Below are 18,995 nucleotides of genomic sequence, written 5' to 3' on the forward strand. Positions count from 1 at the left end.
TAACGGCCGGGGCCGATGCGGGTGGTGCGGCTCAGCGGCCGGGGGAGGACGCCCAGATCGCGGGTGGAGAGGACCCGGCCCGGCAGCGGGGCGCCCGCCGCGCCCTGTTCCCACGTCGGGTCGGCGAGGCGGACGGGGCCCGTCCGGGTGCGCGCGACGATGCCCGCGGTGAACGGGCGCAGCCGCAGACTCCGCAGGTCGAGGCGCCGCTTCACCTGCGGATACGAGGTGTTGAACACCTGGAAGCCGCGGTCGAGCAGGAATCCGTCCCGTCGGTCCGTGCGCATCCGGCCGCCCACCGAGTCGGACGCCTCCAGGAGGGCCACCTTCAGTCCCGGGCGGCAGAGGTCCAGCGCGCGGGCCAGCCCGGCTCCGACGACGACGGCGTCCGTGGGGCGGCGGTGCTCGTCGGTCATGCTGCTCCTCGCCCGGGCGGTCATTCGGTCCAGCGGACCACGTTCCCCGGGCCGATGCGAGGAGCCACGCGAGTGCGGACCGGGTGACACGGGGAGCCCCTGTCCGCGGGTGGACCGGGGCTCCCCGTACGCGGGTGTCAGCCGCCCGAGCAGACCGCGCCGTTCAGGCGGAAGACGGTCGGGTCGGGGTTGGGGCCGTCGTTGGCGCCGACGAACCCGAAGGAGGCGGTCGAGCCGCCGTCCGGGGCCAGCGGGCCCGCGTCGTCCGGTGCGGTGACCCGCACATGGGAGCCGGTCTGGTGGAACTCGGCGTTCCAGCCGGAGTCCACCGACTGGCCCGTGGCCGGCCAGTCCCAGTCCACCGTCCAGCCCGTGATCGGCGTGCCCGCCAGATTCCGCACGGTCACGGTGGTCACGAAGCCGTTGCCCCAGCTGGAGTCCCGGTGGTATGTCACCGAGCAGACCGCGTCCGCCGGGGTGCCGGTGGTGAAGGTCAGGGGCGAGGACGGCCCGGAGAGCCGGCCCGCCGCGTCGGCGGCCAGGACGTTGACCGTGTGGGTGCTGCCCGGGGGCAGGTTCCGCAGGGTGACGAAGGTGCCGGTGGTCTCGCCGACCAGGTGGGTGTGGGCGCCGTCGCGCTCCTGGACCAGATAGCGGGTCGCGCCCGTCGCACCGTCCCAGGTGAGGCGCGCGGTGGTGTCGGTGACCGTGCCGAGGCGCGGGGTGCCCGGGGTGCTCGCGGCCGAGGCGGCGGGCCCGGTCCCGGCCTTCGGTTCGAGGGTCACGGTGAGCAGGGCGTACGGGGGCACGGTGACCCGGTCCGCGGACGCGTCGCCGTCGGTGACCTCGGTGATGTCGCTGTCGCCGCGCGCGTAACGGCTGACCGCCGGCGCGGTGGCGGACGGGGTGAAGCCGTCGTAGTCGAGGGCGACGGTCCGTGCGGTGTCCGGGTCCTTGTTGACGAGCATGACGCTCAGCCGTCCGTCGTCGCGGAGCACGGCGTGCGCCGAGACGTCCTGCGCGGAGGACTCGGCGGCGACCATCGTGTCGCCCGCGGTGCCCAGTTCGGCGGTCATCTTCATCCCGTAGTACGGGGCGAAGGGGGTGTTCGGCGCCGGTTCGCAGATGTCGCCGGTGCAGGCGCCGCTGGACAGCATGCCCATGTCGCCGTAGTCGGTCTCCCCGTCGACGGTGGTGATCTCGCCTGCGCCGTTGTGGGTGTTCCACCAGTCGACGTTGAACACGCCGTTCTCCAGCGCCGTCATGAACGCGTCGGCGGCGAACAGGCCGTTGGGGCGGGCGGTGAGCCGGGCGCCGCCGGTGTTGGTGTTGATCTCGGTGAGCGCGATCCCGATGTCGGGTGCGTGCGCGCCCGCGACCCGGTCGATCTGGCTGCGCACCTCCCGGAGTTCGCCGGGCAGTTTGGCCAGCTTCGACAGGGCCGCGTCGGCGGTGGTGTCCGAGCCGCCCGCGTACCAGTGGACGCTGACGAAGTCGATGACGTCGGCCACCGCCGGGAGCACGGTGTGGTTCCAGTCGCCGGAGTCGCCGTCGCCGACGACTCCGTCCGGCCACTCCCCCGGGCTGGTGAGGACCGCGCCGATCCTGACCGTGGGGTCGACGGCCTTCATCGCGGCCGCGTAGGCGCGCACCTCGCGCGCGTACTCCTGCGGGCTCTTGTCCGCGTGTTCGTCGTTCTCCCAGCCGCTGCCGTAGTGGCCGTTGCCGTAGATCTCGTTGCCGATCTCCCAGTACTTCGCGCCGTACTTCTTGGTGACGTTCGCGTACCTGACCCAGCCGGCCGCCTCCTCCGGGGTGCCGGAGCCGTAGTTGGCGATGAGGACCGGCTGCGCGCCGGCGTCGCGGACGGTGCCCATGAAGGCGTCGAAGCCGGTGCCCGGGGCGACGTAGCCGCCGGGTGCCGTGTGCGTCTCCCAGTGGTAGATGTCCGCGTACGAACCTCCCGGGTAGCGCATCACCCCGACGTCGGCCGCCGTCATCAGGTCCGCCACCTCGGGGTCGTTCATGTGCGCGTCCCAGATGGCGGTGTTGACCCCGCGGGCGGCTCCGGTCAGCGTGCCCAGCGCCGCCTGGGCGTTCACCCGCACGGCGACGTCCGCCGTGTCGGCGGACTGCGGTGCGGCGGGGGCCGCGCCGGTGAGCGAGGCCAGCACGGCGAGCGAGGCGGTCAGGACGGCGGCGGCGCGTGCGAGGTGGCGGGGGCCTTGCGGGGGTCTGTGCGTTGACGCCATGGGGGATCTCCTGGGATCTCGGCGGCACGGATGGGGTGGGACAGACGCATGGGAGCGCTCCCATGATGAGGAGGGACATGACGCCCTGTCAACGGCGGCGCCGCGCAAGGGAACTGAGCCGAATGGGGGCTTCCGGAGCGGCCCCGGCCCTCTCTACTGTCGATGACCGGCTCATCCGGAACTTCTGGGAGATCACATGAAGCCTCAGACCTTGTTCTGCTATACGTGCGATTCCGACGAGATGCACCGGCCTCTCACGGACGAGGAGAAGTCCTGGCTGAGGGGTGAGACGGGGCGCGCGAAGGTGGACGAGTTCTTCATGTGCGAGGCGCCGACGTGCCGCAATGTCCGCAGCGGGTACGTCAAGCGCCCGTTCCATCCGGTCATCCGCATTCCGGTGCCCTGATCCCGCCCTGGGCGCTCCGGGCAGCCTGACCGTACAAGGAGGTGGATGCCCTGTGTCCGTGCTGGTCGTGCAGAACACCGCGCGTGGAGGTCCCGGGCGAGTTGGTGACTGGTTGAGCACGGCGGGGCTCGGACTGCGGGTGCTGCGTCCGTACGCCGGTGAGGCGCTGCCCTCCGCGCTCGGCGGCCGCCCGCTCGTCGTGCTCGGCGGCGGCTTCCTCCCGGACGACGACGAACGCGCGCCCTGGCTCGCCGCGACCCGCCGGCTGGTGGGGCAGGCGCTGACGGACGGCACACCGATGCTGGGGATCTGCCTGGGCGGGCAGCTGCTCGCCCAGGTGGCGGGCGGGACGGTGCGCGCCGCGCACGGGGAGCCGGAGTACGGCAGCACGGCCATCCGGTTGCGGCCCGAGGCGGTGGACGATCCGCTGTTCGCGGGGCTGGGTGAGACGGTGCCCGCGATCGAGCGGCACATCGACGCGATCACCCGGCTGCCGGCGGGGGCGGTCTGGCTCGCCTCCAGCGACAGCTGCCCGTACCAGGCGTTCCGGGTGGGCAACCGGGCCTGGGGCGTGCAGTTCCACCCCGAGGCGGAGGCCCGGAACATCGCCACGTGGGACCGGGACCGGCTGGCCGCCCAGGGCGTCGACCGGGACCGGCTGCACGCGCGGGCGGTGGCCGACGAGGAGGCGACCGCGGCCGCGTGGTCCGTCTTCACGGAACGGTTCGCGGCGGTGTGCGGGGCGTGACCCGCGCCTCTGCCCACCGTTGAGCGCAAACGCCGTACCCCGTGTACATCCCATGGATAACGTTGACATAAGGTGAGCCTCGCCTAATTATTTAATGGTGAACTAAATGAGGAGCACGTTCATGTCATATCGGCGCCGTGGTACAGCCGCAGTCGCCCTCGCCGTCGCTGCCGCGCTGTCCCTGGCCGCGTGCGGCGCCGACTCCTCCGGGAAGGACGGCGGCTCGTCCTCCCGGTCCAAGGACTCGAAGTCGGTCGCCAAGGGCGGCAAGGACTTCGGCGACGCGGCAGCGAAGACCGCGGCGCTCGGCACGGACGCGAAGCCCGGTGAGTGGCCCCGTACGGTCAAGCACGCCATGGGCAGCACCGAGATCAAGGCACAGCCCGAGCGTGTCGTCGTGCTCGACGTCGGTGAGCTCGACAACGTCGTGTCGCTCGGTGTGAAGCCGGTCGGTCTCGCGCCGACCGAGGGGTCGCCGGAGCTGCCCTCGTATCTCAAGAAGGACGCGGGCACGCCGAAGAACATCGGCACGATCAACAGCCTCAACCTGGAGGCGATCGCCGCGCTCAAGCCCGATCTGATCCTGGGCAGCCAGCTGCGCGCCGCCAACTCCTACGACGAGCTGTCGAAGATCGCGCCGACGGTCTTCTCCATCCGGCCCGGCTTCACCTGGAAGGAGAACTACCTCCTCAACGCCGCCGCGCTGGACAAGACTGCGCAGGCCGAGGCGAACCTCGCCGCGTACGAGAAAAAGACGAAGGCCCTCGGGGACAAACTGGGGGCGGACAAGCCGACCGTGTCGATGGTCCGCTACCTGCCCGACGGTCTGATCCGGCTCTACGCCAACGACTCCTTCATCGGCACCATCCTCAAGGACGTCGGCATCCCGCGCCCCAAGAACCAGGACATCGCGGATCTGGCGGCCGAGGTGAGCGCCGAGAACATCGACCAGGCCGACGCCGACTTCATCTTCACGGGCGTGTACGGCGATGCCAAGGCGACCGACAAGAGCAAGGCGCAGGCCAACCCGCTCTGGAAGAACCTGAAGGCGGTCAAGGACGGCCACGCCTTCGACGTGCCGGACGAGACCTGGTATCTGGGCCTCGGTGTCACCGCCGCCGACGCGGTGCTCGACGACCTTGAGAAGTACCTGACGGCCTGAGGGCCGCGGACCGAGAAGAGAGAGTGAGCCCGGCGCATGTCGCCACCCAACCTCACCCGCCGGCGAACGGGCCGGCTGCTGGCCGGGGCGGCGATGCTGCTGGTCGCCGTCCTGCTGAGCCTCATGGTCGGCAGCCGCCAGATCTCGCCGGGGGACGCGCTGTCGGCGCTGTTCCACGACGGCGGCAGCGACGACGCCCAGGTGGTACGCGCGCTGCGAGTGCCCCGGACGGTGGTCGGCGTGCTCGCGGGCGCCGCGCTCGCTCTCGCGGGAACGGTCATGCAGGGCATCACCCGCAACCCCATCGCTGAACCGGGCATCCTCGGCGTCAGCCAGGGCGCTTCGGTCGGCGTGGTGACCGCCATCGCGTTCTTCGGGGTGCACTCGCTGAACGGCTATGTGTGGTTCGCGTTCGCCGGAGCGGCGCTGGCCGGCGTGGGGGTGTACGCGGTCGCCAGCGGCGGGCGCGGCGGAGCCTCACCGGTCAAACTCGCCCTGGCGGGGGCCGCGATGAACGCGTTCCTCGCCTCGCTGGTGTCCGGGGTCGCCACCACGAACGCGCGTGCCCTGGACGAGTTCCGGTTCTGGCAGGTCGGCTCTCTCGGTGGGCGCGACGGTGAAGTGATCGGCCAGGTGTGGCCGTTCGTCCTGGCCGGGACGATCCTGGTCGCGATGATCGCCCGGGGTCTGGACGCGCTCGCGCTGGGCGACGACGCCGCACGGAATCTCGGCAACAACGTCGGACGGCTGCGGGCCCTCGGTGCGCTCGGTGCGCTCGTGCTCACCGGGGCGGCCGTGGCGTCGGTGGGTCCGATCGCCTTCACCGGTCTGGCCGTTCCGCACATCGCCCGCGCGCTGGTGGGCACGGCACACCGCTGGGTGCTGCCGCTGGCGGCCCTGCTGGGTCCGGTGATGATCCTCGGCTCCGACGTGCTCGGACGCGTGCTCTTTCCGCCTTCGGAGGTGCCGGTGGCGGTCATGACCGCCCTGATCGGTGTGCCGTTCCTGGTCGCGCTGGTCCGGCGCCGGAAGGTGGTGGCCGCGTGAGCAGCGTCGAAGCCGCCGTTCGCCGTCCGCGCCCCGGCGGGCATGCCGTGCTGCGGCGCGGGCGGGCGAGTTTCCTCGTACACCGCCGGGCGGCCGTGGTCGCCGTGGCGCTCGCGGTGCTGCTGGCGTGTGCGGTGGTGGCGTATCTGTGCGTCGGCGAGTCGTTCGTGGCGCCGTCCGAGGTCGTACGCGTCCTGCTCGGCCGGCCCAGTCCCGACGAACTCGTCGTGGGCACGCTGCGGTTGCCGCGGCTGGTCGTGGGGCTCCTCGCGGGGGTGGCGTTCGGTGTCGCGGGGGCGCTGGTGCAGACCGTCGCCCGCAACCCGCTGGCCAGCCCCGACGTCATCGGCGTCACGCACGGGGCGGGTGCGGCCACGGTGGCGGCGCTGAGTTTCAATGCTGTCGCCGCCGACGCGCTGCCCTATGTCTCCGTGGCCGGCGGCCTGGCGGCGGCCCTGCTCGTGTACGTGTTCGCGTGGCGGGGCGGGCTGCACTCCTCCCGGTTCGTGCTGGTCGGCATCGGTGTGTCGGTCGCGCTCGGCTCGCTGACCCAGCTGCTGCTGACCAAGGGCGATTATCTGGTGGCCCAGCAGGCCAAGGTCTGGCTCACCGGCTCGCTCAACAGCCGGGGTTACGAGGAGGCCGGGCCGCTCGCGCTGGTCCTGCTCATCGGGCTGCCGGCGGCCCTGTGGGCGGCGCGGGCCCAGCGCGGCGCGTCGTTCGACGACGACACCGCGACCGCGCTCGGCATACGCCTCGGCCGGGTCCGGCTCGGGCTGACCGTGCTCGGGGTCGTCCTGGCGTCGGTGGCCACCGGTGCGGTGGGGCCGGTCGACTTCGTGGCGCTGCTCGCCCCGCAGATCGCGCGCCGCCTGACCCGCACGGCGCAGACGCCGCTGCTGTCGTCGGCGTTGACCGGGGCGCTGATCGTCGTGGTCGCCGACCTGCTGGCCCGCCGCCTGTTCTCCCCGGTCGAGCTGCCGACCGGTGTCCTCACCGCCGTGGTGGGCGCGCCGTACCTGATGTGGCTCATCGTCCGTACCCGTAGCCGATCCGGAGGCATCTCGTCATGAGCCGTCCGCACGCCAGCCGCCTCTCGGCGCACGACCTGACCCTCGCCTATGAGGACCGCACCGTCGTCGAGGGCCTGGACCTGGAGATACCCGACGCCAAGGTGACCATCGTCGTCGGGCCCAACGCCTGCGGGAAGTCCACGCTCCTGCGGGCGCTCGGCCGCCTCCTCAAGCCGCGGCGCGGTGCCGTACTGCTGGACGGCGCCGAGCTGGCCGGCCTTCCCGCCAAGGAGATCGCCCGGACCGTCGGCGTGCTCCCGCAGTCCCCCACCCCGCCCGACGGCATCACCGTCGCCGACCTCGTGGCGCGGGGCCGCCAGCCGCACCAGAAGTGGTGGCAGCAGTGGTCGGAGGCCGACGAGCACGCCGTGGGCGAGGCCCTGGAACGTACGAACACGGCGGCCCTCGCCGACCGTCCGGTGGACGAACTCTCCGGCGGTCAGCGCCAGCGCGTGTGGATCGCGATGGCCCTGGCTCAGGACACCGAACTCCTGCTGCTGGACGAGCCCACGACATATCTGGATGTCGCCCATCAGGTGGAGGTCCTGGACCTGGTGCGCCGCCTCAACCTGGAGCGCGGCCGCACCGTCGTCGCCGTGCTGCACGACCTGAACCAGGCCATCCGCTACGCCGATCACCTCGTCGCGATGAAGGACGGGCGCATCGTGGCGCAGGGGGCGCCGGACGAGGTGGTCACCACGGAGATGGTCCAGGAGGTCTTCGGGCTGTCGTCCGTGATCATCCCGGATCCCCTCACGGGCGGCCGCCTCGTCGTCCCCGGGTACAGCTGGCAGCCGTCGGCGGTGGTGGAGAAGGCGTAGCCCGGGCGCCGCAGCCCTCTCAGGGCAGCCAGGCCGCTTCCGACGGCCCGAAGAGATCGGAGACCGGGGTGAGGAGCACGGTGCGGAGAGGGGTGGTCATCAAGGCGGGGTCGACGGCTGCCCCCATGGTGTGCTCCATGAGTGCCATGGACTCCGCGCACAGGGTCTCGGCGTGGAAGCCGATGCCTTCCGCCCATGCGGGGACGTCCGGTTTCGGGTCCATCCAGGCCGCGTCCTCAAGCAGGGAGGGGTCGAACATGCCGTCCACGCTGCCGTCCAGGGCGTGCATCACCTCATAGCGGGCGTTGACGTCCGCATAAACGCTGAAGAACTCTCCCCCGTCCGCCGAGGCCCGGCGGGCGATCTCCGGGATGCAGCCGTAGTAGCCCGATTCGATGGCGACGACGTGCCGCCCGGCGGTCACCACGCCGAGCAGGTGGTGGTCCTCGTACAGGTGGGACGCCTGCTCGGCCGCTGCCTCGTCGAAGGTCATCGGGCGTGACGCCCCGGGGTCGCCGCCGAAGGCTCGTACGACCTCGTCCTCCGTCTTTCCGGCTATGACGGAGAACGTGAACGCGATCGGCTCGTCGGCGTCCGCCCACGCGTGACGGCTGACGAGCTCTTGCCATCTCGCCGGGTCCGGTCGTCGCGCGGTTCGGGGTGCGTCGGGAGTCATGACGCCGCACCCTACAAGGCGACCAGTTGCGGCATCGCGGTCCGTGCCGGCGAAGGGTTGGCGGCCGCCGCCGGGTTCTCGGCGAGGTCCCCTCGTACACCGGGATTGGTGTCCACGGCGAGCCGGGCGCAGCTGTCGGGCGGCAGGCCGGGGCGGGCGGCGAGCGCCCGGCGCAGGAGCAGTGACGGGTGGTCCGCGAAGCCGGTGACGGCTTCGACGGGTGTGGCCGGGTTGCGGAGTGCGAGTTGCCGCGTCGCGTGGACGGTGGATTCGTGGGAGCCGTCGCAGGCGGCTCCCGGCGGCAGATCGCAGTCCGGCCGCGGGCAGTGGGGATCGTGGGTGAAGGGTGTCTCCTCGCGGTCGCAGACCAGGCAGCGTTGCGCGGGAGGCAGGCCCTCGCCCGTGAGCAGCGCCGCCGGTACGGCCGGTGGCGTCGCCTCGTTGGCCGCCACGGCGCGGCGGACCTCGGCATGGGGGTGTCCCGCGAGCCGGGCGGCCGTCCGCGTCGTCGTCCACAGCGCGAGCTCCGTGACGGCGGATTCATGTCGTAGCCGGCGTCGCCGTGCTCCTCGAAACGCACCGTCACCCGGGACAGCCGCAGGACATCGCCACGTGCGAGGGCGCCTCCGGCGCGAAACTACGATGACCGGGCACGGCGCATACGCGTCGCGTCGGTGCCGGACTGGTCGGGGGGCTCGGTGGAGCGGTACGAGATCGAGACGTTCCTGACGCTGGCGGACGAACTGCACTTCGCGCGGACCGCGGAACGGTTGCACGTGTCGCCCGGGCGGGTCAGCCAGACGGTCAAGGCGCTGGAACGGCGCGTCGGCGGCCCGCTGTTCGAACGGACCAGCCGCCGCGTCGCCCTCACCCCGGTCGGCCGTCGGCTCCGGGAGGACCTGCTGCCCGCCTACCGGCAGATCCAGCGTGCCTTCGCCGACGCGACGGCGGCGTACGCCGGTATACGTGGCGCGTTGCGGGTCGGCTTCACCGCACCGTGGAGCGGGGAACTCCTCGTCAAGGCCGGTGACGCCTTCACCACGCGCCACCCGGACTGCACGGTCGAGCTGCTGGACGTGACGTACAACGCCGCCATAGCCGCGCTGCGGAACGAGCAGGTCGATCTGGTGATCGCCGAGCCGCCCGTGGAGGAGGCCGACGTCGTCGTCGGCCCGGTGGTGTTCTCCGAACGCCGTGCACTGGTCGTCCCCGCGGGCCATCCGCTGGCACGGCGGGCCACGGTGTCGCTGGAGGCCCTGGCCGAGCTGCCGCTGGTGACGGCCGCGGGGGTGTCGAAGGCGTTCAGCGAGTGGTTCTTCCCCGCCCGCACACCGGGCGGCCTGCCGATCGAGCACGGTCCGGCGGCGGGCGGCTGGCAGGGCGTCCTGGCGCTGGTCGGGGCCGGGAAGGGGGCCACCGTGGCGGCCGTCGCCGCCGGCAGGTACCACGTCCGGCCCGATGTCGCCTACGTGCCGTTCGATGACGCGGAGCCCGTCGACTACGCGCTGATGTGGCGCACCGGTGACCGGCCGCCGGGCCTGTCGGCCTTCATCCGGACCGTCGTGGAGCTCGCCGCGCCGGCTGGCCGCCCCTCATGCGGCTGCGGGGGCACCGACACCTCCGGCCCTGGGCAGTGTCAGGGTTGCGGCGGCGGTCGCTAGCAGCCCGGCGGCCGCGAGCAGCACGCTCCAGCGCATCCCGGCGAGGAACGAGTCCGCGCCGGCCAGCAGCGCCCCGAAGACGGCGACCGCGATCGCCCCGCCCACCTGGCGCGCCGTGTTGAGCACGGCGCCGGCGGTGCCCGCGCGGTCGGCGGGCACCGCGTCCAGGAGCATCGCGGTCAGGGCCGGCACCGCCAGCGCACCGCCGAGGCCGACCGGCACCATCAGCGTCGCCACCACCCACACCCCGGTGTGCGGGCCGACGACGAGCAGGCTCAGCAGCCCGCCTGCGCCGACGAGCTGCCCCACCGTCATCGGGACGCGCGGCCCGTACCGGGCAGCCAGCCGGGCGGATGCCAGGTTCACCAGCGCGACCAGGGCCGTCATCGGGATGAACATCAGGCCCGCGTGCAGCGCCGTCTGCCCGCGCTCCTGCTGGAGGTAGAGGCTGAAGTCGAACACGCCTCCGTAGTAGGCGGCGTTGAGCATGAAGCCGACCACCAGGGACACCGTCATCACCCGGGTACGGAACAGCGCCATCGGCAGCATCGGGTGGGCGCCCCGCGCCTGCGCGACGAGGAAGCCGGCGGCCGCGACGGCGGCCACCGTCAGGGAGGCGAGGACCGCCGGGCGGCCGAAGCCCTCGGCGCCGCCCTCGATCACGCCGTACGTCAGTCCGCCCATCGCCAGGACCGCCGTCACCTGCCCCGGTACGTCCAGCCGCGCGGGCAGGCGGCGGGAGGCGGGGACCCGGGCCAGGAGGGCCAGCGCCGCCAGGGCCGCGGGGAGATTGACGTAGAAGATCCACCGCCAGCCGGCCGACGCGGTCAGCGCCCCGCCGACCACCGGCCCGGCCGCGACGGCGACGGCGCCGCCGACGGTCCAGACCGCGATCGCACGCGCCCGCTCGGCCTGATCGGGGAAGCCCTGCCGGACCAGTGCCAGCGAGGCCGGCATCATCACCGCGGCCGCCGCACCCTGGACCAGCCGGGCCGTGACGAGGACCGGGAGGCCGGGCGCGAGCCCGCAGGCGGCCGAGGCCGCCGCGAAGAGGACCAGGCCACCTCCGAAGGCCCGCTTCGCGCCGATGCGGTCGGAGAGGGCTCCGGCGGACAGCATCAGGGCGGCGAACATCAGTGTGTAGCCGTCGACCACCCACTGGAGTCCGGACATGCCGACGCCGAGGCCGCGGCCGATGTCGGGCAGGGCGACCGTGACGATCAGTGCGTCCAGGGAGATGAGGAAGAAGCCCAGCAGGGCGGCGCCCAGTACGGCGGGTGAGCCGCGCCGTTCGGTGGCCGGTGCTCCGGTGGCGGAGTCGAGTCCGGCGGCCATCAGCCCGCCGTTCGTAGGGGCAGCGCCTGGTTGCCGTCACCCCAGGTCGCGGTCATGACCACCGTGTCGATCAGCCACCGGCCGCCGTTGCGGGCCAGCTCCCAGCGGTAGTCGCCGCCGAGCGTCCACAGGGACGCGCCGTGGGCCGCGGCCAGGCGGTGGGTGGCCTGGAAGGAGGCGGTGCAGACGGCACGGTCGCCCTCGACGGTGACGAGCTGGTTGGCGATCAGGTGCTGGGTCGCGTCGTAGCCGGAGAGCGTGCCGCGCCAGGCGTCGGTGATCTCCCGCGGTGTCAGGTGGACCGGCTCTCCCCCGTTGAGGCTGGTGTAGTCGAGCACGACCTTGTCGGCGAAGAGCGTGCGCAGCTGCTCCCACTCCCGGCGGTCGGCGTGCACCGCCATGCGGGTGCAGGTCTCGGCAACGGCGTACCGGGAGGCGAGGGTGTGGGCGGATTCGGGCATGGCGGACGACCTGTCTGTGTGGGCGGCGGTGTTCACAGCGTGCGGGCGAAGTGCTCGGCGGCCGCATCGGCGGCCAGGCGGACCTGGGGTGGCTGGTCGTAGAAGTCGAACTGGACACCCTCCGTCCACACGAATTCCGAGGGCCCGGCCAGACCGGCGTGGAAGCGCCGGGCCCCGTCCGGGATCGCGGCGTCCTCGCTGTGCACGAGCAGCGTCGGTGCCGTGATGCGCGGGGCGAGGGCGACGGCGTCGTGGTCGAGCCATTCGGTCCAGGCCATGACGGCGTACCGATTGGGCCACTGGGGTATCCCGCCGCGTTCGGGGTTCAGGTAGAAGTCGATGTCGAAGGGCATGGCGGCGTCCGGGTCGCTGCCGCTGACCACGGGCACGTAGGTGACCTCCCCGGTCTCCGCGTACCGGCCGGCGGCCTCGGCCGCTGCCGCTTTCTTCACCTCGATGCCCTCGGGGCCTCCGTAGTTCTCCTCGCAGATCCGGCGGTCGTGCAGCCAGGGTGCGACGAGGGCGAGCGAGCGTACGCGGGGGTCCTCGGCGGCGAAGGCTCCGGCGTACATCGCGCCCGCGCACACCCCCAGCGCTCCCAGGGCCTCACCGTTCACGGCGGGATGGGCCAGGACGAAGTCGGCCGCCGCGCGCAGGTCGCGGACCTTCTGCGCGGGCGACTCGCAGTCGCGTGGCGCGCCGTCGGACTCGCCGTATCCGGTGAAGTCGAACGACAGCGCCGCGTAGCCGCGTCCGGCCAGCTCCCGTGCGTAGCGGTCGGCCATCTGTTCCTTGACGGACGTCCAGGTTCCGGCGATCAGGACGGCGGGCGGCGGCGGGGTCGTCTCATCGGCGTCGGGCAGGTGGAGGTGACCGGCGAGTTTGCCCATGTCACCGACGAAGCTCACCTGTTCACGTACGGGCATACGCCACTCCTTGCGATCGAGGGGAAGAGGGATGCCTTCACGCTGACATCCGGCGGTGTTCCGGATCAACGGCCGATGTGTAAGGCGAGGTTGAGCTGAGCTAAACGTCACGGCGGTGCGGGTGTTCCAGGTGTGCGGCAGCCGGAACAAGTCCCGCGCCCGCGCCACCCGGAAGCGGCGAGCCGTCTGTGGAGCGTCCCGTCGGGGTCGTCAGGAATCGAGAAGCGGGGGTCGCCGGGGCGTCCCTAGCCTGTTGGACATGGACATCTCACCCGTACAAAACACCCCGGGGAAGCTCCCGGCCGACGTGGTGCGGCTGCGCCGCGTCCGCGATCTGATCGACCGGACCTATGCCGCGCCGCTGGACGTGGTGGCGCTCGCGCGCGGTGCCGGCATGGCCCCCGGCTGCCTCAGCCGGCGGTTCCGGACCGTCTACGGGCATTCCCCGTACGCCTATCTGACGGCCCGTCGCGTGGACCGCGCGACGCTGCTGCTACGGGGCGAGCTCGGCGTCGACGCCGTGTGCGCGGCGGTCGGCTGCGCGACGCCGGGAATATTCGCCGCCCGCTTCACGGAGCTGGTCGGTCTGACGCCGGAGCGCTTCCGCAGCCTGACGGAGGGCGGGGCGAAGACCGCCGGCGCGGCCGTGGCACCCGGGATCGAGGGGCTGCCGGCCTGCCTCGCGCAGCGGGTCGCGAGAGCGGTCAGGAATCAAGAAGCCCCGGCACCGGCCCGGCCCCTAACGTGAAGTTCATGGACACCACCACTGACACCAAGCCCGCCGGCCGGCTCTCCTCCGTCACCCTTGAGGTGGCCGACGTCGAGGAGGCCCGCCGCTTCTACGCCGCCTTCGGTGTGGACACGCGCATCCGGCTGAGGGCCCGCGAGGCCCAGGACACCGGGTTCCGCGGCTTCACCCTGGCGCTCACCGTGTCCGGACCGGCCACCGTCGACGGCTTCGTGGCCGCCGCGGTCGGCGCCGGGGCCACCGTGCTGAAGCCGGCCGCCAAGTCGCTGTGGGGGTACAGCGGCGTCGTCCAGGCCCCGGACGGCACGATCTGGAAGATCGCGACCTCGTCCAAGAAGGACACCGGCCCCGCCACCCGCGAGATCGACGAGTTCATCCTGCTGATCGGCGTGCAGAACGTGAAGGCCACCAAGCAGTTCTACGTGGACCGGGGGCTGGCCGTGGGCAAGAGCTTCGGCGGGAAGTACGCCGAGTTCCTGCCCGGCGACTCCTCCGCCGTCAAGCTGGCGCTGTACAAGCGGCGCGCCCTCGCCAAGGACCTCGGCGTCCCGGACAGCGCGGCCGGCCCGCACCGCATCGTCCTCGGCGGCGCCTCCGGCGCCTTCACCGACCCGGACGGCTTCGCCTGGGAGCCCGCCGAGTCCGCCGGCCGTGCCTGACCCGCACACCCGCTCATCCGCGTCACTTTCCCGTAGCTTCCCCGTACGAAAGGAAACCCCTGCCATGCCGACGTCGAAGTCCTCCGAGAACTACAGCGGATTCACCGCCGAGGAGCGGGCCGCGATGAAGGAGCACGCGCGCGAGGAGAAGAAGGCGGCGTCCCGGCGCGGCGCGTCCCGGGCGGAGAAGGAGGCGGCGGCCGAGCAGGACGTCCTCGCGAAGATCGCCGAGATGCGGGACGCCGACCGGGTCCTCGCCGAGCGCATCCACAAGATCGTCCGGGAGACCGCTCCGGAGCTGGCGCCGAAGCTCTGGTACGGCATGCCGGCGTACGCCAGGGACGGCAAGGTCGTCTGCCACTTCCAGTGCGCGGAGAAGTTCAAGTCGAGGTACGCGACGCTCGGCTTCAGCGACCAGGCCGCGCTGGACGACGGCGTGATGTGGCCGGCCGCGTACGCCCTGACCGAACTGACCGCCGCCGTCGAGGAGCAGATCACCGCGCTCGTCCGGAAGGCGGCGGGCTGAGGGCCCGCACTCCCCCGCGGTCAGCCCCTGCCGGGGTTGACCGCGGTGTGAGACTTGCGCCATGGACATGGGGCGCGAGTCACGGTGGGAGAAGGACGCGATGACGGTGGAGATCGCCTTCGCCCTGGTGACGGCCGCCGCGCTGGGGGCGGCCGTCTTCGCGTTGCTCTTCGCCGCCACCCTGGTGTTCGACGTCACCGGCCCGGCACGTGACCGCACCCTGACCGGAGGTGCGTTGCTCGGAGCGGCGGCCGGGGTGTGGCGCGTGGTGCGGGTGCTGCGCCGGTTCGACGCGGAGCGCCGTAAGGGGCACTGAGCCGCCGGGGCTCACGCTCCGGCCTGGAGGCGCAGCCCTGCCAGGGTCAGGTCCAGCGCGGAGCGGAACTGGTCCACGTCGTCGTGGCCGTCGAACTCGTCCACGATCTCGTGGACGAAGGGGTAGTCCTCCGGGTCGAGCCCCCGCCAGGCGAGGGCGAACCGGCCGAGGTATTCCTCGCGGTTCACGGCGCCGTCGAGGATCTCCTCCGGCGGCTCCTGCCCCATGTCGACGGCGGAGCCGACCACGACCCCGACGACCGCGGATACGGCGTGGAACCGCTGACGCGCGTCGAGCTTCAGGCGGAGCGTCTGCCGGCCCAGCTGTTCGTACACGCGCAGGGAATTGCTCTGCACATCCGTGTTGCGCATGAAGTACGCGCCGAGCCAGGGCCGCTCCGCGACCGCGTCGAACAGCGTCACGGCCATCGCGCGGAGGTCGTCGATGGGGTCGTCGCCCTCCGGAAGCCTCTCGATCTCGGCGAGCACCGTGCCCATCACATGGTCGGTGGCGCGGTCGAGCAGTTCGTCCTTGCTCGCGACATACCAGTAGATGCTGGCGACGCCGCCGCCCAGGCGCTGCGCGAGCGCGCGGAACGTCAGCGCGGGCGCGCCGGCCTCGTCCAGCAGGGCCACCGCCTCGGTGAGCACGGACTCCATCGAGTGCGAGGCCCGGCGGCGTCCCCCGTCGGCCCGGCGCCGCTGCTGTGCCATGGCTTGGTCCTCTCGCTCTTCGCATCGCTCTTTGCATCCTATCGAACGCTGTTCTATCGTAGCTCATCGTACGGCGTTCGATAGCCGAACGATGTTCGATCGAAAGGACCGCGCCATGACTACCGCCCCACCCGGAAACGGGTCCCGCTCCTATCCCTCGCTGCGTGCGGCGTGGATACCCCTGGCCGCCCTGTGCCTGGCCTTCTTCGTCGAGATGGTCGACAACACCCTGCTGTCGATCGCCCTGCCCACGATCGGCCGCGACCTGGGCAGCGGCACGACCGCGTTGCAGTGGGTCACCGGTGCGTACTCGCTGACGTTCGGCGGTCTGCTGCTGACCGCCGGGTCGATGGCGGACCGGCTCGGCCGCCGCCGGGTGCTGCTCATCGGGCTCACCGTGTTCGGGGCGCTCAGCCTGTGCGTCGCGCTCGTGTCCACGGCGGGCGAGCTGATCGCGCTGCGCGCCGCACTCGGCGTGGCCGCCGCCGCGATGGCTCCGATCACGAACTCGCTGGTCTTCCGCCTGTTCGATGACAAGGCCCTGCGGATGCGCGCGATGACCGTCATGATCATCGTGGGCATGTCCGGCTTCGTCCTCGGCCCGCTGCTCGGCGGTACGGCGCTGGCGCACTTCCGGTGGGAGTGGCTGCTGCTCGTCAACGCCCCGATCGCGCTGATCGCGTGCGTCGGCGTCCGGCTCGGTGTCCCGGCCGACCGCCCCGAGGACCTGACCAAGGACAGGCTCGACGTGCCGGGCGCGCTGCTGAGCGTCGCCACGATCGGGCTCGCCTGCTACTCGCTGACCAGCGGGGTGGAGCACGGCTGGCTCTCCGGGGTCACCCTGGCGTCGGTCGTGGGCGCGGTCGCGGCCGCGGTCGCCTTCGTGCGGCACGAGCGGCGCAGCGCGGCGCCCATGCTGGATCTGCGGGTCTTCTCGAACGGCACGGTGCGGGGGGCCGCGCTCGCGCAGATCGGGACGTCGATCGCGATGGCCAGTGTGATGTTCGGCCTGATCCTGCACTTCCAGTACGCGTACGGGTGGAGCCCGGTCCGGGCCGGTCTGGCGAACCTGCCCATCATCGTGACGATGCTCATGGCCACTCCGCTGTCCGAGTGGCTCGCCCGCCGGTTCGGCCACCGCATCGCCTGCCTGGTGGGCGCGGCCTGTCTGGCGGGGTCGCTGGCCGGTCTCGCCTGGGGCGTCGAGCACGGGTACGCCGTCATCGCGGTGTGCATGGTGCTCATGACCGTGGGGCTGCGCACCGTGATGACGATCTGCGCGGTGGCCCTGGTGGACGCGATGCCCAGCAACCGCACGTCGATCGCCGCCGCCCTGAACGACACCGCCCAGGAGGTCGGCTCCAGCGTCGGCACCGCGGTGGTCGGCACGCTGATCGCCGCGCTGGTCACCACGTCGCTCCCCGCCGGGGTCTGGAGCGGCGACCTCGTCGCGTCCTTCTTCCACGGCGAACGGATCACCTACGCGCTGCTCGCCGTAGTCGTCGGGCTGATCGCGGCCGGCGGCGCACTGAGCCTCACCGACTCGCACAGCGTCGAGGAACACCCCGTGGAGGAACCGGCCTGATGCGCACCCCGGCAGCGGAGCCCGTCGGTCCCGGGCTCAGCTGCCGGGGGAACGCCCGGCCTCGTACGCGGCCGGGCGCTCCCGCGTTCACCGGCGTCCGCCGAACTCCCAGTCATGGACCTCGATGTCCGCGTACCGGTCCGCTGTGAGGATGGCGCGTGCCTCGTCCGGGCTCGCGGCCCTGAGCAGGCAGGCCGTGCCGAGCCATGTCCCGCCGTCGTCGGACAGCAGCGGTCCGTACGCGATGAGGTCGTCCTGGGCGGCCGGCGGGCCGGGGTCGGCTGCGGGGCCTTCGCCGAAGCCGATCACCAGGTAGCGGTTGCCGCCTTCCGAACCTCCGGGAAAGTCCCACATGGTGCGGCCCAGCATGTTGCGCCAACGCCGAATCAGCACGTCCCGATAGGCACCCGCCTGGTAGTTGGGCTCATCGAAGGCGAACGCCCGGGCGGTGGCCGCATCGGGGAGGTCGACGATGTGCACGCTTCCGGTGGGTGTCTCACCATCGGCGGCGAAGGTCGGGCCCCGGGCGATCAGCTCCTTCGCGTACCGGTCCATGTAGGACCAGTGCTCCTCCAGCAACTCTTCACGCAGAGCGAGGGAGCCCGGCCGGTCACGGTGGTAGCAGAAGTACTCCATGACCGCATACCCTTCCGCGCCGGCGGCGCACGCTCAACCGGTTTCGGGCCACCACCGGTGCGACCGGCCGTGCTACCGGGGTCTGACGGCCGGATTGGCTCCCCGGTATGACGCCGTCGGCCCGGCCGTACCCCTATCGTCCGGTCATCGCACCGAACCCGAGAAGGGGCTCCCCATGACGCTCGCACCCGACACCCTCCCCGCGCCCCGCCGTCCGCTGCCGCGGCGGGCGGTCCTGCTCCTGGTCCATGCGCTGCTGGCGCTGCCCGCCACGGTCCTCGCGCTGGTGCTGGCCCTGACCGGCAACGCGTCCGCCGCCGGCCGGCTTCAGCGGCGCCTCGCGTCCCTCGGCAGCCCGGCCGCGTCCCCGTCGGCCACGCCTCTTCCACCCGGGCCGGACCGCTTCGGGACCGTCGCCGGCCGGGCCCTGCGCGGCTTCCCGGCAAACGCCCTCGCCTTCGCGCTGGCCGCCCCCTCGGTGACCCTCCTGCTCACCCGCGGCCTGCTGTACCCCCTGGCGACGAAGGGCGAGGACACCGCCAATGCCTGGGGCGGCCCCACCCCGGCAGGCGCCTGGGCAGCCCACTTCGCCATCGCCCTGGCCATGGTCACGGTGGTAGCAGCACTCCTCACCGCCACCCGCCGCCCGCACCGGTGGTAACCGCCGGGGGCCAACCCCACGAGTCGTCGCCCGCGTGCCAGTGCCGCACCCAGTCCTCGAAGCCCCACGCCTGGTCACCGGGCGCGGGAAACGCTCCGACGTCGGCGACCATCCAGACCTCGCCGTGCCGGGCTCCCTCGGACAGGGAGCAGGGGCAACGCCGGCGA

The 18,995-nt window shown here is 72.3% G+C and carries 20 protein-coding genes and 2 pseudogenes; 13 read left to right on the forward strand and 9 right to left on the reverse strand.

Annotated features, from left to right (window positions below; genetic code table 11):
• Positions 1-44: 44 nt before the first annotated feature.
• Both OG338_RS00255 and OG338_RS00260 read right to left on the reverse strand, forming a co-directional pair.
• Positions 45-416: pseudogene (locus OG338_RS00255) on the reverse strand (FAD-dependent oxidoreductase); the annotation flags it as partial.
• A 137-nt stretch (positions 417-553) separates the two neighbouring features.
• Positions 554-2,668, reverse strand: a complete 2,115-nt coding sequence (locus tag OG338_RS00260) for a cellulose binding domain-containing protein (RefSeq protein ID WP_405935354.1) — start codon at positions 2,666-2,668, stop codon at positions 554-556.
• Between the two features lie 196 nt (positions 2,669-2,864).
• Between OG338_RS00260 and OG338_RS00265 the strand changes: the two genes are divergently transcribed.
• The 6 genes from OG338_RS00265 to OG338_RS00290 all read left to right on the forward strand — a co-directional run bounded on the left by OG338_RS00265 (position 2,865) and on the right by OG338_RS00290 (position 7,925).
• Positions 2,865-3,074 (forward strand): hypothetical protein, encoded by a 210-nt coding sequence (locus OG338_RS00265; protein WP_405935355.1) that lies wholly within the window; start codon positions 2,865-2,867, stop codon positions 3,072-3,074.
• Positions 3,075-3,126: 52 nt separating this feature from the next.
• Complete coding sequence (locus OG338_RS00270) at positions 3,127-3,822, forward strand: type 1 glutamine amidotransferase (RefSeq protein WP_405935356.1); 696 nt, start codon at positions 3,127-3,129, stop codon at positions 3,820-3,822.
• 121 nt (positions 3,823-3,943) lie between these two features.
• Complete coding sequence (locus OG338_RS00275) at positions 3,944-4,984, forward strand: ABC transporter substrate-binding protein (protein WP_405935357.1); 1,041 nt, start codon at positions 3,944-3,946, stop codon at positions 4,982-4,984.
• 36 nt (positions 4,985-5,020) lie between these two features.
• Positions 5,021-6,031, forward strand: coding sequence for a FecCD family ABC transporter permease (locus tag OG338_RS00280; RefSeq protein WP_405935358.1), 1,011 nt, complete (start codon positions 5,021-5,023; stop codon positions 6,029-6,031).
• Entirely contained in the window at positions 6,028-7,104 is a 1,077-nt protein-coding gene (locus tag OG338_RS00285; protein ID WP_405935359.1) for a FecCD family ABC transporter permease, read from the forward strand. Before OG338_RS00280 ends, OG338_RS00285 begins: the two co-directional genes overlap by 4 nt.
• Positions 7,101-7,925: an ABC transporter ATP-binding protein gene (locus OG338_RS00290; RefSeq protein ID WP_405935360.1), complete on the forward strand. Its 825-nt coding sequence runs from the start codon at positions 7,101-7,103 to the stop codon at positions 7,923-7,925. Before OG338_RS00285 ends, OG338_RS00290 begins: the two co-directional genes overlap by 4 nt.
• Before the next feature lie 19 nt (positions 7,926-7,944).
• On the opposite strand, the gene OG338_RS00295 is transcribed toward OG338_RS00290, so the two are convergent.
• Positions 7,945-8,601: a DUF6461 domain-containing protein gene (locus tag OG338_RS00295; RefSeq protein ID WP_405935361.1), complete on the reverse strand. Its 657-nt coding sequence runs from the start codon at positions 8,599-8,601 to the stop codon at positions 7,945-7,947.
• 68 nt (positions 8,602-8,669) lie between these two features.
• Positions 8,670-9,134: pseudogene (locus tag OG338_RS00300) on the reverse strand (hypothetical protein); the annotation flags it as partial.
• Between the two features lie 165 nt (positions 9,135-9,299).
• Between OG338_RS00300 and OG338_RS00305 the strand changes: the two are divergent.
• The gene (locus OG338_RS00305) at positions 9,300-10,262 is read left to right on the forward strand and encodes a LysR family transcriptional regulator (protein ID WP_405935362.1); all 963 of its coding nucleotides are present in this window, start codon (positions 9,300-9,302) and stop codon (positions 10,260-10,262) included.
• On the opposite strand, the gene OG338_RS00310 is transcribed toward OG338_RS00305, so the two are convergent.
• Genes OG338_RS00310 through OG338_RS00320 form a run of 3 tightly spaced genes read right to left on the reverse strand, consistent with a single transcriptional unit; the run spans position 10,194 to position 12,984 of the window.
• Positions 10,194-11,597: an MFS transporter gene (locus OG338_RS00310; RefSeq protein ID WP_405935363.1), complete on the reverse strand. Its 1,404-nt coding sequence runs from the start codon at positions 11,595-11,597 to the stop codon at positions 10,194-10,196. The two genes, OG338_RS00305 and OG338_RS00310, sit on opposite strands and share 69 nt — an antisense overlap.
• Positions 11,597-12,058, reverse strand: a complete 462-nt coding sequence (locus OG338_RS00315; RefSeq protein WP_405935364.1) for a nuclear transport factor 2 family protein — start codon at positions 12,056-12,058, stop codon at positions 11,597-11,599. The genes OG338_RS00310 and OG338_RS00315 overlap by 1 nt, the downstream gene beginning before the upstream one ends.
• Positions 12,059-12,090: 32 nt before the next feature.
• Positions 12,091-12,984, reverse strand: coding sequence for an alpha/beta hydrolase (locus OG338_RS00320; protein ID WP_405935365.1), 894 nt, complete (start codon positions 12,982-12,984; stop codon positions 12,091-12,093).
• Between the two features lie 259 nt (positions 12,985-13,243).
• Between OG338_RS00320 and OG338_RS00325 the strand changes: the two genes are divergently transcribed.
• The 4 genes from OG338_RS00325 to OG338_RS00340 all read left to right on the forward strand — a co-directional run bounded on the left by OG338_RS00325 (position 13,244) and on the right by OG338_RS00340 (position 15,233).
• Entirely contained in the window at positions 13,244-13,732 is a 489-nt protein-coding gene (locus OG338_RS00325) for a helix-turn-helix transcriptional regulator (RefSeq protein WP_405935366.1), read from the forward strand.
• A gap of 5 nt (positions 13,733-13,737) precedes the next feature.
• Positions 13,738-14,391, forward strand: a complete 654-nt coding sequence (locus OG338_RS00330; protein ID WP_405935367.1) for a glyoxalase — start codon at positions 13,738-13,740, stop codon at positions 14,389-14,391.
• A 64-nt stretch (positions 14,392-14,455) separates the two neighbouring features.
• Positions 14,456-14,917 (forward strand): iron chaperone, encoded by a 462-nt coding sequence (locus tag OG338_RS00335; protein WP_405935368.1) that lies wholly within the window; start codon positions 14,456-14,458, stop codon positions 14,915-14,917.
• Between the two features lie 61 nt (positions 14,918-14,978).
• Entirely contained in the window at positions 14,979-15,233 is a 255-nt protein-coding gene (locus OG338_RS00340; protein WP_405935369.1) for a DUF6332 family protein, read from the forward strand.
• Positions 15,234-15,244: 11 nt separating this feature from the next.
• On the opposite strand, the gene OG338_RS00345 is transcribed toward OG338_RS00340, so the two are convergent.
• Positions 15,245-15,892, reverse strand: coding sequence for a TetR/AcrR family transcriptional regulator (locus OG338_RS00345; protein WP_405940274.1), 648 nt, complete (start codon positions 15,890-15,892; stop codon positions 15,245-15,247).
• A gap of 169 nt (positions 15,893-16,061) precedes the next feature.
• Between OG338_RS00345 and OG338_RS00350 the strand changes: the two genes are divergently transcribed.
• A complete protein-coding gene (locus OG338_RS00350) occupies positions 16,062-17,531 on the forward strand; it encodes an MFS transporter (protein WP_405935370.1) in 1,470 nt (489 codons plus the stop codon).
• 87 nt (positions 17,532-17,618) lie between these two features.
• Here OG338_RS00350 and OG338_RS00355 read toward each other — a convergent pair whose 3' ends face one another.
• Positions 17,619-18,167: a YciI family protein gene (locus OG338_RS00355; protein ID WP_405935371.1), complete on the reverse strand. Its 549-nt coding sequence runs from the start codon at positions 18,165-18,167 to the stop codon at positions 17,619-17,621.
• A 175-nt stretch (positions 18,168-18,342) separates the two neighbouring features.
• On the opposite strand from OG338_RS00355, the gene OG338_RS00360 reads away from it, so the two are divergent.
• Entirely contained in the window at positions 18,343-18,828 is a 486-nt protein-coding gene (locus tag OG338_RS00360) for a hypothetical protein (protein WP_405935372.1), read from the forward strand.
• The last annotated feature ends 167 nt before the right edge of the window (positions 18,829-18,995 follow it).

Origin of the sequence: Streptomyces sp. NBC_00726, from assembly GCF_045161735.1 — a bacterium.
GTDB lineage: Bacteria > Actinomycetota > Actinomycetes > Streptomycetales > Streptomycetaceae > Streptomyces.